General features: G+C 49.2%; 15 protein-coding genes. 9 read left to right on the forward strand and 6 right to left on the reverse strand.

Annotation, left to right across the window (positions count from 1 at the left end; all coding sequences use genetic code 11):
* Positions 1-21 precede the first annotated feature (21 nt).
* Positions 22-1,128: a site-2 protease family protein gene (locus tag D0C16_RS09460; RefSeq protein ID WP_151032088.1), complete on the reverse strand. Its 1,107-nt coding sequence runs from the start codon at positions 1,126-1,128 to the stop codon at positions 22-24.
* 148 nt (positions 1,129-1,276) lie between these two features.
* Here D0C16_RS09460 and D0C16_RS09465 point away from each other — a divergent pair, with 148 nt between their 5' ends.
* The 3 genes from D0C16_RS09465 (at position 1,277) to D0C16_RS09475 (ending at position 6,509) form a co-directional block, all read left to right on the forward strand.
* On the forward strand, positions 1,277-2,107 hold the full coding sequence (locus D0C16_RS09465) for a S1 RNA-binding domain-containing protein (protein ID WP_151032089.1): 831 nt from the start codon (positions 1,277-1,279) through the stop codon (positions 2,105-2,107).
* Positions 2,108-2,160: 53 nt separating this feature from the next.
* Entirely contained in the window at positions 2,161-3,141 is a 981-nt protein-coding gene (locus D0C16_RS09470) for a Gfo/Idh/MocA family protein (RefSeq protein WP_151032091.1), read from the forward strand.
* Between the two features lie 242 nt (positions 3,142-3,383).
* Complete coding sequence (locus D0C16_RS09475; protein WP_225318970.1) at positions 3,384-6,509, forward strand: TonB-dependent receptor domain-containing protein; 3,126 nt, start codon at positions 3,384-3,386, stop codon at positions 6,507-6,509.
* Positions 6,510-6,636: 127 nt separating this feature from the next.
* Here D0C16_RS09475 and D0C16_RS09480 read toward each other — a convergent pair whose 3' ends face one another.
* Together D0C16_RS09480 and D0C16_RS09485 are read right to left on the reverse strand one after the other, a co-directional pair.
* On the reverse strand, positions 6,637-7,185 hold the full coding sequence (locus D0C16_RS09480; RefSeq protein ID WP_151032093.1) for a DUF1415 domain-containing protein: 549 nt from the start codon (positions 7,183-7,185) through the stop codon (positions 6,637-6,639).
* A gap of 3 nt (positions 7,186-7,188) precedes the next feature.
* On the reverse strand, positions 7,189-7,674 hold the full coding sequence (locus tag D0C16_RS09485; RefSeq protein WP_151032094.1) for a DUF1456 family protein: 486 nt from the start codon (positions 7,672-7,674) through the stop codon (positions 7,189-7,191).
* Positions 7,675-7,760: 86 nt separating this feature from the next.
* Between D0C16_RS09485 and D0C16_RS09490 the strand changes: the two genes are divergently transcribed.
* Complete coding sequence (locus tag D0C16_RS09490) at positions 7,761-8,312, forward strand: sugar O-acetyltransferase (protein WP_151032095.1); 552 nt, start codon at positions 7,761-7,763, stop codon at positions 8,310-8,312.
* A 33-nt stretch (positions 8,313-8,345) separates the two neighbouring features.
* Here the strand turns inward: D0C16_RS09490 and D0C16_RS09495 are convergent, their stop codons facing one another.
* Genes D0C16_RS09495 through D0C16_RS09505 form a run of 3 tightly spaced genes read right to left on the reverse strand, consistent with a single transcriptional unit; the run spans position 8,346 to position 10,574 of the window.
* Positions 8,346-9,518, reverse strand: a complete 1,173-nt coding sequence (locus tag D0C16_RS09495; RefSeq protein ID WP_151032097.1) for a glutathionylspermidine synthase family protein — start codon at positions 9,516-9,518, stop codon at positions 8,346-8,348.
* Positions 9,519-9,521: 3 nt separating this feature from the next.
* The gene (locus D0C16_RS09500; protein ID WP_151032099.1) at positions 9,522-10,139 is read right to left on the reverse strand and encodes a DUF1190 domain-containing protein; all 618 of its coding nucleotides are present in this window, start codon (positions 10,137-10,139) and stop codon (positions 9,522-9,524) included.
* Positions 10,140-10,160: 21 nt separating this feature from the next.
* Positions 10,161-10,574, reverse strand: a complete 414-nt coding sequence (locus D0C16_RS09505) for a DUF350 domain-containing protein (protein ID WP_151032101.1) — start codon at positions 10,572-10,574, stop codon at positions 10,161-10,163.
* 124 nt (positions 10,575-10,698) lie between these two features.
* On the opposite strand from D0C16_RS09505, the gene D0C16_RS09510 reads away from it, so the two are divergent.
* The 5 genes from D0C16_RS09510 (at position 10,699) to cysK (ending at position 15,970) form a co-directional block, all read left to right on the forward strand.
* On the forward strand, positions 10,699-11,655 hold the full coding sequence (locus tag D0C16_RS09510) for an HlyD family secretion protein (RefSeq protein ID WP_151032102.1): 957 nt from the start codon (positions 10,699-10,701) through the stop codon (positions 11,653-11,655).
* Positions 11,648-12,616, forward strand: a complete 969-nt coding sequence (locus tag D0C16_RS09515; RefSeq protein ID WP_151032104.1) for an ABC transporter ATP-binding protein — start codon at positions 11,648-11,650, stop codon at positions 12,614-12,616. Before D0C16_RS09510 ends, D0C16_RS09515 begins: the two co-directional genes overlap by 8 nt.
* The gene (locus tag D0C16_RS09520; RefSeq protein ID WP_151032105.1) at positions 12,613-13,746 is read left to right on the forward strand and encodes an ABC transporter permease; all 1,134 of its coding nucleotides are present in this window, start codon (positions 12,613-12,615) and stop codon (positions 13,744-13,746) included. Before D0C16_RS09515 ends, D0C16_RS09520 begins: the two co-directional genes overlap by 4 nt.
* Positions 13,747-13,903: 157 nt before the next feature.
* Positions 13,904-14,914 carry a choice-of-anchor A family protein gene (locus D0C16_RS09525; protein ID WP_151032107.1) on the forward strand — a complete coding sequence of 337 codons (1,011 nt, stop codon included), beginning with the start codon at positions 13,904-13,906 and terminating at the stop codon, positions 14,912-14,914.
* A gap of 144 nt (positions 14,915-15,058) precedes the next feature.
* A complete protein-coding gene (gene cysK / locus D0C16_RS09530) occupies positions 15,059-15,970 on the forward strand; it encodes a cysteine synthase A (RefSeq protein ID WP_151032109.1) in 912 nt (303 codons plus the stop codon).
* Positions 15,971-16,098: the final 128 nt, after the last annotated feature.

A 16,098-nucleotide genomic window follows, 5' to 3' on the forward strand; every position in this document is an offset into this window, starting at 1 on the left:
GGTGCAAAAATATTTTGCAAATTAAGATGCCAAAACCTTCATGGCGATTTCTGATCCTGGCAAAGCATCCTGTGCGATCAGCACAATCATCCCCAGGAACATCGCGACGATCGCCAGATACCAGAACACCGAAAACCAGATGCCGTAGCGATTGAGAGGAGTGATATCTTCGGCAAGCCCTACCCGCCAACCGGCTAAAATATCGACCACCCCAATAACAATAAAAAAGGTGATGAAATAAAAACCCATTTTCCATGCGAACACAAAACACAGCGCCGAAATACCGAGCAGTGCAACCAGAGCCAAATAATTGCGCCCGGAAAATACCAGCGATTTCACTACACGCCCGCCATCCAGCGGATATACCGGAATCAAATTGAATAAATTTAACAGCGCGCTGGTGGAGGCAACCAGTCCAGCAAAATGACTTTCTGTCACCAGGTAAAAAATGTAAAACACCAGTGTCATTACCAACCCAAACACCGGGCCCATCATGGAGATATACACATCTTGCCAGCGGCTTTTGGGCATGTCGCCCACGGCCAAACCACCGACAAAGGGAATCAAGTACATGCCTTTAGTGGGCAGGCCACATTTTTTCATCGCGCGCAAATGGCCATATTCATGGAACACCAATACTGCAATTAACGCGATGGCAAACTCCAGGGTAAACATCACGCTGTACACAGCGACCGATGCAGCAAGCAATGCGACTTTAATAACCTGTACGGTTTTTAATAATTTAAATCCGACCAGTGCCAGGGAAACCCAGGAGGTATTTTTTACCGGTGCTGGTGCAGGCGCAGCAGCAGCGACAGTTTCATCCGCCGTTTCAGTAGCAACAGCGCCCTCGTCCTCGCGCACTAGCTGCAAACGCGCTTGCGCCCCCAACACCTGGGTACCGCCCACCCACAGTTGATAAATCACACTGGCAGTAGCCAGATTTAATTGAAATCCAACCCGCACTTCACCCAAATCCGGCAGATCAAAACGGTGCTCACTGATTGGATTAAAATTGCGCAAATGGGACACTCGTTCACCATCTACATTCACCCACTCTTCCCCGGTCGCTGGCGTTGCCGCGACTACAAACTCACGCCCGGCGTAAGCAAACGAAAATACCTGCATAACACATCAACTCATCAGATCAACTATCAGATAAAAAAGGGCCGCAACCCGGCAAAACCCGTGGTTTAACTGGCAATCGTGGCAGTGCGCGCATAGACTAGGCGTCTGTATAGCTATCAACATTCGACAATTTCACCGCAGGTTTTCTATGTTACGGGTAGGCGATCACAATCGTTTAAAAATTATCAAGCGCACCGACTTCGGCATTTTTCTGGATGGCGGCAAGTTTGGCAACATTTTATTGCCCAAACGTTACGTGACCGAGGCCATGACTATTGGCGATGAGCTGGACGTATTTATTTATCTGGATTCGGACGATTGCATTATTGCCACCACGCTCACCCCGCACGCCACTGTCGGGGAATGCGCATTTCTGGAAGTGAAAGAAGTTAATCAAGTCGGCGCATTCCTGGATTGGGGCTTACCCAAAGATTTATTAGTTCCTTACAGCGAACAACATAAACCCATGGAAGTGGGCCGCTCCTATGTAGTTTGTATTTATCTGGATGAATACACCGGCCGCATTACCGCCTCATCGCGTTTAAACCGCCATTTAGAAGAGCGCGCCAGTGGCCTGCGCGCACAACAAGCAGTCGATTTAATTATTTGTGGCCGCAGCGATATGGGTTACAAAGCAGTTGTCAACAACTCGCACCTGGGTTTGATTTTTCGCGATGATGCGTTTCGCACACTACTCTACGGCGAAAAAGTAAAAGGCTTTATTAAAGCCATTCGCGCCGATCGCAAAATTGATTTGAGCTTGCAACAACACGCACGCGACAGTAAAGAAGATCTTGCCGAAAAAATTCTCGCGGATTTGCAAAAGCGCGGCGGAGTTTCCTTCCTCACCGACAAAAGCGAACCCGATGCTATTTACAAAGCCTTTAACGTAAGCAAAGGCAATTACAAAAATGCACTGAGTTTACTGTACAAGCAACGTAAGATCCTGATTGAAAAAGACAAGATTACCTTGGTGTAATGGAGTTTATGAGGTTAATTTTTTTGTCATTGCTTGTAATAGGTGAATAACGAATGAAACAAATCCGCTGGGGCATTATTGGTGTTGGCGATGTTTGCGAAGTAAAAAGCGGACCGGGGTTTTACAAGGCGCCGGGTTCAGAGTTACACGCGGTAATGCGCCGCAACGGTGACAAAGCGCGCGATTATGCCCAGCGCCATCAAGTTCCCCTTTGGTACGACAATGCCGAAGCACTCTTGGCCAATCCGGACATTAATGCTGTTTATATTGCTACTCCTCCCGCACAACATAAAGATTACGCCATTGCTGCCATGCAGGCCGGCAAGGATGTGTATATCGAAAAGCCCGTCACTTTAAATGCGGCTGAATGCGATGCAATTATTGCCGCAGAAAAAACGACTGGCCGCAAGGTAGTGGCAGCGCACTATCGCCGCTATGTACCCTGCTTTATAAAAATGCACGATTTGATTCGCAGTGGCGTTATCGGTGATCCATTAATGGTGCAATTGGAGATGCTGCAACCCGCCGTTTCCAAAATTATTACAACTACAGAAGACAACTGGCGAGTGAATCCGGAATTATCAGGCGGTGGATTATTTCACGATCTATCGCCCCATCAGCTCGATCTTATGTTGTATTGGTTTGGGCAGGTGATAAATGCCAGCGGCTTTGGCACCAATCAACGGCAATTTAATCGCGCCGATGATGCAGTGCACGGTTGGGCCAAACTGGAATCCGGGGTGTTATTGCAGGGGCGCTGGCATTTTGCCGTGGCCCCGGAGCAAACCCGCGACCAGTGCGAAATTATCGGAACTGCTGGAAAATTAACCATTAATTTTTTCGGCCAACAAGTGATTCGCATCAGCACCCGCAGTGGCGACGAAGAAATCGTCATTCCCAACCCGCAACATATCCAGCAGCCAATGATTGAGCAGGTGAATGCTTATTTTCGCGCAGAACGGGACAACCCTTGCAGCATTGCCGACGCACAAAAAGTCATGCAACTTATCGATCGCTTTAGCCAACCACTGTAACCCGCCCTTTTACCCACCCCCACCAGGGTTGCTTTCGCATCCCTGGCACCTAAATATTCCACTAAAAATCACTTTTACCTTTTTTGCTTCGTTAACGTGCATAAAATCTCAAAAGTGACGTATTTTTCTCGGCAGAATTTTTGCTTGTCTCTAAACTGTCAAACAGCATTTGCACCAATTGGGCTGGTTAAAATGCTGTGGAAATCAACTTATAAGGTCTAGCGACCCGCGGACCAACATCAATGAGCGAAGGAGTTATGATGATCAAGCAAAATACTTTATACCTCGCAATTCACACACACACAGTTCAAACAGTTACCTCGCTTGCCTCTTCTCCGTTAACCAAACTACTTACCGCCGCCGGTGTTTGCAGCTTGCTTTGGGCGAGCCCACAAACGCTCGCACAAACCACGGAGAAGGCTAAAGCGAAAGAAGAAATTGAAGAAATGGTGGTGGTAGGTTCACGTATTCGCCAAACCAACTTGAAAACTATCTCGCCTACGCTGTTGATCACCCGCGAAGACGCGGCGGCGGCGGGACTTAATTCCACGGCAGATTTGCTGCAATCCAACGCGATTACCGGCGGCGCTTCACAAATTAACAACGCCTTCGGGGGTTACGTCACTAACGGCGGGCCGGGAGCCAATACCATTTCCTTGCGCGGTTTAGGTGAGAGCAGAACCCTGGTATTAATCAACGGTCGCCGTGTCGCGCCCTCAGGTACACAAGGCTCAGTAGGCACCGCTGACTTGAACGTACTACCTACGGCGATGATTGAACGTGTTGAAATCCTGCGCGATGGCGCTTCCTCCATCTACGGTTCAGACGCCGTGAGCGGTGTAATCAATGTGATCACCCGCGAAACGGTTGAGGGGCTTTCCATCGAGGGCGATTTCAACCATCCCACTGAAGGTGAAGGTGAGCAAACACGCCTATCCATTTCCGGCGGCATGGATGAAGAACGTTTTTCTCTATCTGGTTCGTTTGATGTATACGAGCGCAAAGCACTGGCATTAGGTGATCGCGAGTGGACGCGCTGTAATCAGGATAAGTTCCGCGATCCGGAAACGGGTGAGTCTTATGATGATATTGACCCAAGAACCGGTAAATCAAAGTGTTACCCAATCTCTACCACAGGTTCAAACGGTGTAACGGTCAATACGATTGGCACTCAGGGAATAACCGCAAGTAACTGGGAAACCTTGGGGTTAAACGGCCCGGTTATTGGTGCCCCCAATGCGCCTAATCCTGCGAATAGCTCATTTACGCGTTTTCGACCAAATCCGGCCGTGCTATCTGGTGTAATTGGCTATGAGGGAGTGGGCGGATCTGAGAGAATCGATGGTGTTCTGGTACCCATGAGCATCAACATTCGCGATACCTTTGAACCACGCATGCTCAACGAAGATTTAATTTCTCCCGCAAAAATTTATACCGGTTTTGTACAAGGCAAATACGATTTACAAGCTCTCGGTAATGCGGAGGTATATGGTGAACTTCTCGCCTCGCGCCGTGAATCAGAACAAACGGGCTATCGCCAACTCACCATGGATTATCGCCGTGGAAGCCCGCTTATTCCTGCTGAGTTGGCGCACGGCAACTTCGGAGCAGACCAGGGCGTTAGTGATGGTGAACGTGTTGGTGTGCGTGCGTTTGTTGGTTTTGGTAATGATCACAGTGAACAAAGTGTCGACTTTTACAAACCGACGGTTGGTATTAAAGGCGATTTAACTTTCCTGCCAGATTGGCACTACGATGTTTACATTAGCCACGCCAAATCCGATGCAGATTATGAGCGCAACTCATTTCTGATCGATAAATTAACCTATGCCAGTGATGCTGTCGTTGCTACTGGCACTGTAGACGCAAGTCTGGTGCGCGGTGGTTTAACCTGCGAAATAAACCTGACCGATCCCAATGAAAAATGTATTCCTTTCCCACGGTTAACCACCGCAGTTGTCGGCGGCGATTTACCGCAGGATTTCAAGGATTACATTTTCCAGAATACTATCGGTAACACCGAATACGAGGAAAATATTTATAGCGCTATTATCGATGGCCCCCTATTCGAATTACCGGCGGGCAAAGTACAAGGCGTATTGGGCCTTGAACATCGCAAAATGGAAATTAATGACCAACCCGATGAAAATAGTGTTAATGGCAACCTCTACAATTTGAGTAGCGCCTCACCGACTGTGGGTGAAGACAAAGTCACCGAGGTTTATACAGAATTCCAGATTCCTATTTTATCAGGTGTCGCGTTTGCAGAAGATTTAACTCTGAACGGATCTCTGCGTTATACAGATTATGATTCCTACGGTTCAGACGATACTTACAAGATAGGTTTAATTTATTCGCCTACCGATTGGTTCTCGCTACGCGCGAGCCGTGGCACCTCCTTCCGCGCACCCGCGCTCTTTGAACAATTTCAAGGGCCAACAAGCGGTTTCCGTGCCGCCGCCCTCGATCCCTGCAACGACTACGGCGCGGAGGATACACCGCCAAATATCGCGGCGAACTGTGCAATAGAATTGCCAGACCAACCCAACTTTGATGCAACCAGTGGCATTGAAGTATTTAACCTTGGCGGCGCCGAAGCCGGATTATTCGCTGAAACCTCTGACAACATAACGTATGGTTTTATTCTGGATCCTGACATCAGCGATTCCACATCAATCAGCATTGCTGTTGATTATTTTGATATTGAAATTGAAAACGGTGTCAATCAGGTCGGGGAAGTAAATATTCTCGAAAAATGCTATAACTCTGCCGACGATTTTGCTAACGAAACCGGTGTTTGCCGTTTAGTTTCACGCGATCCTGTCACTAAACAACTGACGGTAAATGATGCCTACACCAACGTGGCCACAGAAGTCGTACGTGGGCTGGATATCAATACGGATTTCTCACAAGACATAGGTCCAGGAAATTTCGGCGTGTACCTGAGCTTTACCCGTTATTACGAACAATCTGAAAAATTATTTTCCGATGATCCACTGCAGGATTTTAATGGCGGCTTGGAAAAACCGGAATTCGGTGGTTCAGCGTCACTCAGTTACACTTGGGAGGAATGGCGCTTCCTTTACGGCGTAGAATGGATCGGCAGCATGGATGGATACAAGCAAGCAGATGAAGATCCTGTAGATAGTATTTCGGATTACACTGTTCCCAGTTACCTGGAGCATCGCATCTCCGCTCGCTATCAAACCGACACCTGGAAAACCACCTTCGGAGTACGCAACCTGACCAATGAAACGCCACCGGAAATTTCCGCCGGTTATTTCAACCGCGTTGGCAATTCACCTTTGTACAGCGGTTATGATTACGTGGGGCGCGAAGTGTTTATTAATTTCCAAATTAATTACTAATCACTAATCGGCGCAACTAAAAGCGTCACGAAAAAAGCCAGCATCGAGAGATGCTGGCTTTTTTATTCAGGTTGCATTCGAACAAAATTGCTTACCAAAGAAACACCCGCAAGCAGGCAAAAAACATTCAACCAAACAAATAGGGAAACAAACGATGCTTTTCTTCCAGAGTTAACGCCTCTACCCGCCGCTTATTATTCTCGGGTACATCCTCTACCCCTTCATAATAGTGCAGCGCTTTTTCCAAACTGGCTTCGCGAATAATATGAAGTATTGGGTAAGGAGAGCGATTAGTCAGATTCTCGGCATCCTCCGGATCAGCGCCGGCAAAGCAGTAATCAGGATGAAATGTCGCCAGCTGATAAACACCTGTCCAACCATTGCGTTTTATCATTTTTTCCGCCCAGTTTAAAAACTGGTTGTAATCGAAAAAATCGTGCAAGTGTCGGGGAACCACTACCAAGGTAGTTTCTATTGCGCTTGCCGGTTTTTCATCCAGCAACTCCATTTCGCGCTGCAAATCTTGCAAGAGCACTTCATCATCATTCGCATGGGAAATAAAAAAGCGAACTCGATTTTCACCGGTGGGTTTACCAGCAAAGGGGCACAGGTTTAAGCCGATCACCACCTCGTTAAGCCAGCGTACTACCGCAATTTTTATTGCTTGTTCATCCATCGATCAAGCCTCGTGAGCCGGGCCTTGCTGCAACCATTTACCCAAACCTTCGATAAAGTCCAACACCAGCTCATCGTCGCAGGCTTTGAAGTGGGTATTGCCCGGCTTGCGAAACAATGCCGACAAATCCGACTTGGTTAATTCAATAGTTGCGGCTGCAAAAACTTCGCGCACATCCTGCTCGTGCAAATTAAACGCAATGCGCAATTTTTTTAGTACATCGTTATTAGGCAGCTTTTGATGCTTGGCAACGGGCTCAGGCTCGGCACCGTCTTTTTTTCCGCGCTTGCTATCAATTAAGTTATTCAGGAGGATCAACAATATATAATCTGGCATGACGGAAAAGCCGGGTTGGCAATCTGTTTTCAACAAGTTGGCGATTTCTTTTTCGCTCAGATCAATATTTGCCGGCGCAAACAAGGCTTGAATGGTTGGCGTATCCCAGTGTAAAGATTGGGTCAGTTGGCGAAAAATATCATTGGTTCTCATGGAGCACTCTTTATAATGCAGCTGGGGTATTAGCGCCTATTCTACTCCAAACCCCATTTAAAAACGCCGGGTAGGAAAATAACTCTATGCATCCGTTTACTGAAATTCACCCCTTCGACCCGGAACTGGTAGCCGCCCGCAAGCGGGCCAAACACCTCTGCCAACAGCTAAATGCCTTGCGCGCCGACCAAACCAAAGCCCGCAAACCCATCTACCAACAATTATTCGGGCAGGTCTCCAGCGCCTACATAGAGCCAAATTTTTTTTGCGACTATGGCAGTAATATTTTTTTGGGCGAAAAATTCTACGCGAACCACAACTGCGTGATTCTGGATTGCGCTGAGGTGAGAATTGGTGACCGGGTGATGTTTGGCCCCAGCGTGCAAATTTACGCAACCACCCACCCGGTTGACCCGGCCGAGCGCGCCACCGGTAAAGAATTCAGCGCAGCCGTCACCATTGGCGACGACTGTTGGATTGGCGGAGGGGCAATTATTTTGGCCGGGGTAACCATCGGCAATGGTTCTGTGATTGGCGCGGGCAGCGTGATAACTAAAGATATTCCCGCCGGCGTTGTCGCACTCGGCAATCCTTGCCGGGTGGTTAAATCCGTAAATGAAACTTCCCCTTCAAAATGAGAAGTTTCGTTAACGTGGAAATAAACGTTTTAGTTAATCCAGAATAATATGCGGCAAAAAACGTGAGCTGTCTTTGGTGATTAAGGTTTCATCTTCGCGAATACAAATGCCGGCGGCGCTGTCACCGACAATCCAGCTACCTACCATGGTGTAGGTGTCGGCATTGCGGTATTCATCGCGGAATTTTGGCAAAGGCTGCAGAGCCTGGCGAACAAAGCGGCCATCACTGTATGGGCCATGTGCCGATACTTTTTCACCGCTGGTGGTAATCAAATCCACATTGGCGCCTTCACGCGAAAATAACGGCTTACGTACCCAACCTGCCCCCATAGGTTCGCTTGTTGGTGTTTCGAAAAACGCTGGCAATAAATTGGGGTGATTAGGGTAGCGTTGCCACAAGAGCGGCAAAATGCCCTTATTGGATAACAACATTTTCCACGCAGGCTCGATAAATTGGGTTTGGGTGTTAATCATCACCCGCCCGAACTCTTCCTGCACCATAAATTCCCAGGGGTAAAGTTTGAATAAGCCTTTAATGGGTTGATTATCCAAATCTACCAATTGCCCTTGCCACTCGCCCAAATCCTCAATGGCGATGTAACGCGAATCCACACCTGCTTGCGTAGCAATATCCATTAAGTAATCTACGGTACCGCGATCTTCAATACTTTCGCGCACGCTGGAAAAATAAAACGGCTGTGGTAACGCAAGCTCAGCAAAGGCTTGTTCGAGTTTATCTTGCAGGGAATTAAATTGATCCGCATGCTCGGGCAATACACCCGCTTTGATTTGATCTTCCAACCACACCCATTGAAAAAATCCGGTTTCGTAGAGCGATGTTGGAGTGTCGTAATTTAACTCCATTAACTTGGCGGGGCTTTTACCGTCGTAAACAAAATCCATGCGGCCATATAAATGCGGCTGGGTTTTATTCCAGGAATTCCACACAAAACTCCAATAGTCACGTGGAATCGCCAACAGCGTGAGCATTTCTTCGCTGCGCGTAATATCGCCCACCATATCCATGACCATTTGGTGCAGCTCTTCGGTGGGAGCTTCGAGATCTTGCTCTATTTGCTGGAGAGAAAATTGGTAATAAGCAGTCTCATCCCAATAGGGCTCACCATCAAACGTGTGAAATTTAAACCCGAGTTCTTCCGCTTGAGCGCGCCAATTAGCGCGCTCATCAATACTGATTCGCTTCATCGATTAACCGCCGAAACCGCTGTAGCCAGAGCGTGAAGCAGCTTGTCCACCAAAGCCGCCACGTTTAACCACCTGACCAAATTGCGGCTGCACTTGTGAGGGTTTTAATTGGATAGGCCCAATGCCTTTATCGAGCTTCACATTGTTAGAGGTGCGGAAATTATTGTAATCATCGCGGCCTTTATAAAGTGGTTGTGTGCGAATTGCGCGGCCAACACCAGCCGCTCCACCTGCATAGTTAGAATTTCCCTGGCTTGAATGCTGTTGGAAATTTTGCGGTGCTGCTGCACTGCGGTTCATCATTTGGCCCATCATGTAGCCCATCATCATCGGCATAAAAAAGCTACCGCCGGAACTCGCAGGTGCCGCTTCACATTTGCCAGCACCGAACTCAGTTTCACAATCCGCTTTACTTTCATATTTGGGTGCGGTTAACGGATGCAAGGCTTTTGCTTCGGCGTAATCCGCCTGACACTGTTCAGCGGTATTAAACCCACTGGAGGCACACTCGCTCGGATCAGCATAAACCAGCGCGTTTTCGCGCTCTTCTCCACAACCCGCCAAAAGGATCGTTGCCGTAGGAACCATTAATACCAATGCAGCTTTTTTACTACGTTTCATAATTGACATCCTGTAAATAAATTAATAGCTCATACAAGCCGCGTTGATCATACCCACTGCAATGGCTACCGCCGCAGAAAAAATTCCGCTGGCGATTTCGCCCTGTTTAATGCGCGCCTCCAACTGTTTAAGGCTAAAGCGCAACACTAAAAAGGTCAGCACCTGTACAATCAATGCCACTGCGCCCCAGATTGCACAATCAAGCACCGACAATGAATGAGTGATAGAACTTGACAAAGGCAAAGCAAAACCTATCAGTGCCCCACCAAACGCCAGTGCCGCAGCAGGATTATTCGCGCGAATTAATGCCAACTCATCGTGCGGAGTCACCCAGGTGTAAATGCGGATAAACAACAGCACCAACACTATGGCTACGGCGAAATAGGCAAGAAATGCGGGCAGACCATCAAGCGATGAAAGAGTGGTTTCTAACATGGTAGATTTCCTTAATATTTTGATAAACAACAATACAATTTGTGGAGAAGAGCAATAGAATCTGGCGGCGATTCTGACATATATCTCCCCGTTGCTCTACGGCTTCCGAATTCAGGGATAAGTGATGAAAAATTCAGCATTATATTTACTCATGGTGTGCAACCTCAGCCTACTGGCGTGTAGCGATTCACAGCCACACCAAGCACTGGGAACACTCGAGCGCGACCGGATTATCCTGAAGGCCACCGCCGCCGAAATTATTACCCAGCTACCGATTAACGAGGGGACACAAGTTGCTGAAGGTGACTTGTTATTGCAGCTGGACGATCGCCGACAACGCGCGTTAGTCGCCAAGGCAGATGCAAATCTACTGAGCGCCCAAGCCAATCTAACCAAGTTACAAAATGGCAATCGCAACGAAGATATTGCTGCCGCACGCTCGCAGGTCAAAGGCGCCGAAGCACAATTACTCGAAGCTCAAAAAACCTTCGATCGCACCCAAACGCTGGTGACGCGCAAACTCGCCGGCGCTGCTGAACTGGACACCGCCCGCGCAAAACGCGACTCAGCACAAGCCAATCAGGAAAAAGCGCGCGAGAATTTATTGCTACTAACCAACGGCACCCGCGAGGAGGATTTGCAGCAGGCCGAAGCACAGGTCGCACTCGCCAAAGCCGCACTGGAATTGGAACAACACAATTTGTCCGACCTGAGCGTGCGCGCTACGCGTGCAGCGCGGCTCGATCATTTACCCAAGCATTTGGGCGAGCGCACTCAAGTCGGGGAGGCGGTAGCTACCCTGCTGGATGCGGGCGCGCCCTATGCCCGTATCTATGTGCCTGAAACCCATCGCTTAAAAATCAAAACCGGTGATTCACTGCAGATCCATATCGATGGATTGGCAGAGCCACAAACTGGCAAGGTGCGCTGGATCTCTCAAGACCCAGCCTTTACGCCCTACTTTGCCCTGAACTCCACCGACCGGGCGCGCCTGATGTATTTGGCTGAAGTGAAACTGCCCGACTCAGATTCAAACTTACCCAGTGGCTTGCCGGTACAGGTTGACCTACCCCATGAATAATTCTGGTACAGGTTCGGCGCGCAGCGAATGGGCCATTGAAACCACCGGCATGACCCGCCGCTTTGGCGAGTTTGTGGCGGTGGATAAACTGGATTTGCGCATTCCGCATAAAAGTATTTACGGCTTTCTCGGCCCTAACGGCTGCGGCAAATCTACCAGCATGCGCTTGATTACCGGCTTGCTCACACCCAGCGAGGGTTCGATTCGCGTACTGGGTATGCACATTCCCGAGCAGGCCGAACAATTGCGTCGTCGGCTCGGCTACATGACCCAGAAGTTCTCGCTGTATGAAGACCTGACCGTAATTGAAAATCTGCGTTTTATGGCGCAGATCTACAACCTCGGTAAACACCAGAGTAAACAACTGATCGACCAGCAGTTGAGTCGATATCAACTGGATGAGCGCCGCCAGCGTCTTGCTGGCGCTTTGAGCGGTGGGCAGCGCCAGCGCCTCGCCCTGGCCGCCGCAACCTTGCATCAGCCGGAGCTATTGATCCTCGACGAGCCCACCTCTGCGGTAGATCCCGAGAACCGACGCGATTTTTGGGAAAAACTGTTTGACCTGTGTGAAGCGGGCACCACGATTCTTGTTTCTACCCACTACATGGATGAAGCCGAGCGCTGCCATGGATTGGCGATTATGGAAGCGGGCATCAAACGCGCCGATGGCGCACCCGCTCAACTGATGCGCGACCTGGGCGCCAGTGTGGTGGAAGTCGATGGCGACAACTTGCGCTTGCTTAAGCAGCAGTTGGGCGCGTTACCTGAAGTGTTATCCACCGCCCAACAAGGCACCCATCTGCGCGTGCTCATAAAGGAAGAAATAAGTGCACCGGAAACCTGGCTGCGCGGCAATTACCCGGCGCTGGTTAACGGACGGCAAATTAATCAGGTTCGGCCCAGCCTCGAGGATGTGTTCGTCCATTGCACCGGCGGTGAAAATGGGGGAGCACGTCAATGAACCACGCCATAACATCATCCACGAGTGGCATAAGTCGTAGCTTGCAGAGAATCGGAGCCATAGTCTTTAAAGAGTTGCGCCAGCTCACTCGGGATCGTCCGACGTTCGGCATGATCGTAATGGTGCCGCTGATTCAGCTTTTATTATTTGGTTTTGCCATCAACACCAATGTGCGCGATCTACCCGTTGGCTTGGTAGACCTAAGCCACACCCAAGTCGCCCGTCAGCTAACAGCGGATTTACAAGCCACTCAGGTAGTCCGTTTCAGCGAGACCTACCAAACCCCACAACAGGCGGAAGACGCCATTCGCCGCGGTCATGTCCATGCCGTATTGATAATCCCCGACGACTTTGGCCAGCGCCTGCAAGACAACCGGTCCATCGCGCATTGGCTGATCGACGGCTCGGACACCATGGTTAGCAACGCCCTGCTTGCACTACAACAAATGCCGTTTAGTAGCGGCTTTGAAGCCCAACCAATGCAGCGCAAAAATACCTTTGAGATAGCGCTGTTTTTTAACCCGGAGCGCCGCTCGGCAGTCAACATTGTGCCGGGACTGGTGGCGATTGTATTAACCATGACGATGGTAATGTTTACCTCTGCCGCACTGGTGCGTGAACGCGAGCGTGGCAACCTGGAGTTGTTGATCACCACGCCTGTGCACTCCAGCGAAATTATGATCGGGAAAATCGTACCCTACATTTTTGTTGGGTTGATCCAGATGGCCATTATCCTGGGTCTTGGCCATTTGATTTTCGATGTGCCTATTAACGGGCGCATCGACCAATTGGTGCTGGGTGTATTCGCCTTTATCAGCGCCAGCCTGACACTCGGGCTGTTGATCTCCACTATCGCCAAAACCCAATTGCAGGCGATGCAATTGACTGTCTTTCTACTTATCCCATCAATCCTCCTGTCCGGCTTTATGTTTCCCTACGAGGGAATGCCGGAAGCGGCGCAGTGGATTGCGGAAACACTTCCGGCTACTCACTTTATTCGCATGGTGCGGGCAATCGTGTTGCGCGGCGCCACTCTCGATGACCTCTGGCCAGACCTGCTCTGGTTAATCGGTTTTACGATTCTCGGCGTATTCGCAGCAGCAATGCGCTTCAAAAAACGCCTCGACTAGCAGGCTTATACCCAACGTTTGGTATAAGCAGCTCGAATCACCAGAGTTTATAACCAAAAAAATTAACCAGAAAAATTTTTATAGTGGTTTGCCTTGAGCTTGCGCAGAATTCAACCTAAACTTGCATCACATCAATTTTGTGAACTGGTTCGCACATATGCTCAAGCAAGTTTCTGCCCTTTTCGCTCTGGTGATCGCTGCCAATGCCAGTGCTATTAGTATCGATTTGGGTGCCGCTACCGGCTACAACCTCTTTATCAAAGAAAACTTCAGCCAACCGGGTGCCGACTCCCAGGGCAAGATTGCTATTGGCGGCAACGCCAATATTGGCCAGTACGATGTAGGCGTGAACTACGAGCCCGGTACCTGGCGCGATGGCATTCAATTCTGGAAAGAGCCGGGCAAGTATTCCGACGTACTGGTGGTGGGCGGCAATCTGACGACCACTCAATGGGCATGGGGAAACATCAAAGGCAACCTGGTACTGGGTGGCGAGTTAACATCCGGCTCCAGTAAAAACTCGGTGTTAGGCACCACCATCAAAGGCAACCCTATCGATTTCAACAGCGCCTTTAACTATTTCAGCGATTTATCACAAAACCTGGCCAGCAATAGCAACACTGGCGGACTGGATTTTAAATACAACAACTGGCTGCAGCTGAATGGTACGGCGACCAATGATTTGTACTTCGCCAATATCACCGGCCAAATGCTGGCTAATGCCACCGACCTGACGGCGACCGGCCTGGATAAAAATGACACCTTGATCATCAATGTAAGCGGCAAAAATATTAATTTCGATTCACTGAATTACGGTGCCCGCGAAAACTCTGCCGCATTGAACTTGTCGTCCAGCAACATCCTTTACAACTTTTTCGAAGCAGAGAACATTACTTTTAGTGGTGGATTTAAAGGCAACATCCTTGCTCCCAATGCCAACTTCACCTTCCTGCAAGGCGATTTAAGCGGACAGGTGATTGCTAAATCCTGGACCGGTGGCTGGGGTGCGCAAGCCAACTTATGGGATGGCTTTTTTGTTCCCCCCGTAGACCTTACTCCACCACCCGGCCCAACCCCACCTGTCGTTAGGGTGCCGGAGCCATCCAGCTTATTACTGCTGCTGTGCGGTTTAGTAGCTTTGATTTTTATTCGCCGCAGACACAGCTGATTTTTCCATATCAATTTCCACGACATCAAAAAGCCGCTAGCGATAGCGGCTTTTTTTATGCCTCGTATTCGCTACACTGTCGCGGTATGCCCACTATTTTCTGTTCATCGCTTGCTCTGCAAGCCCAACTCATCAGGGAAAATCATGAAAGCCAATAACATTTTGCAAACCATAGGTAATACCCCGCACGTGCGCATCAACCACTTATTCCGCAGCGATATTGAAGTTTGGATGAAAGTGGAACGCTTTAATCCGGGCTCAAGTATTAAAGATCGTATTGCTCTGGCAATGATTGAAGATGCAGAAGCCAAGGGGCTGATCAATAAAGACACTGTGATTATTGAGCCAACTTCAGGCAATACCGGCATCGGCCTGGCGCTGGTGTGCGCGGTAAAAGGTTATCGTTTGATTCTAACCATGCCCGAATCCATGTCGATAGAGCGTCGCAAATATATGAAAGCTCTAGGTGCAGAACTGGTTTTAACGCCGAAAGAATTAGGTATGGGCGGCTGTATCGCGAAAGCCAATGAATTATTAGCAGAAAACGCCAACAGCTGGATGCCGCAACAATTTAATAACCCGGCCAACGTGGAAGTACATCGCACCACCACTGCACAAGAAATACTTGCGGATTTCCCGGAAGGTCTTGACTACCTGATTACCGGCGTGGGTACCGGGGGTCATATCACTGGTTGCAGTGAAGTGTTGAAAGAAAAATTCCCGCAACTGAAAACCCTGGCCGTTGAACCGGAAAAATCTCCCGTCATCAGCGGCGGGCAAAAAGGCTTGCACCGCATTCAAGGCATAGGTGCCGGTTTTATCCCGCAAGTACTGGCAAAAGAAACACTGGACGGCACCATTCTGGTCAGCGAAGAAAGCGCTTTTGAAATGGCTCGCCAATGCGCGCTCAAAGAAGGAATTTTTATCGGCATTTCCTCCGGAGCCACCCTTGCCGCCGTCGCGCAAAAACAAGCGGAATTTGCACCCGGCAGCAGAGTGATTGTGTTCAGCTACGACACCGGCGAACGCTATTTATCAATTGAGGATTTATTTTAAGTAAATCGATAAATACAAAAAAAAGGGCGCAATAAATTGCGCCCCTCCGGGATGGAAAAAATTATCGATTTGTAGGGGCGCGATTTATCGCGCCCTGATTCTTCGCGCCCTTTTCCGCCCCATTCCGC

It is taken from the genome of Cellvibrio sp. KY-GH-1, assembly GCF_008806975.1.
GTDB lineage: Bacteria > Pseudomonadota > Gammaproteobacteria > Pseudomonadales > Cellvibrionaceae > Cellvibrio.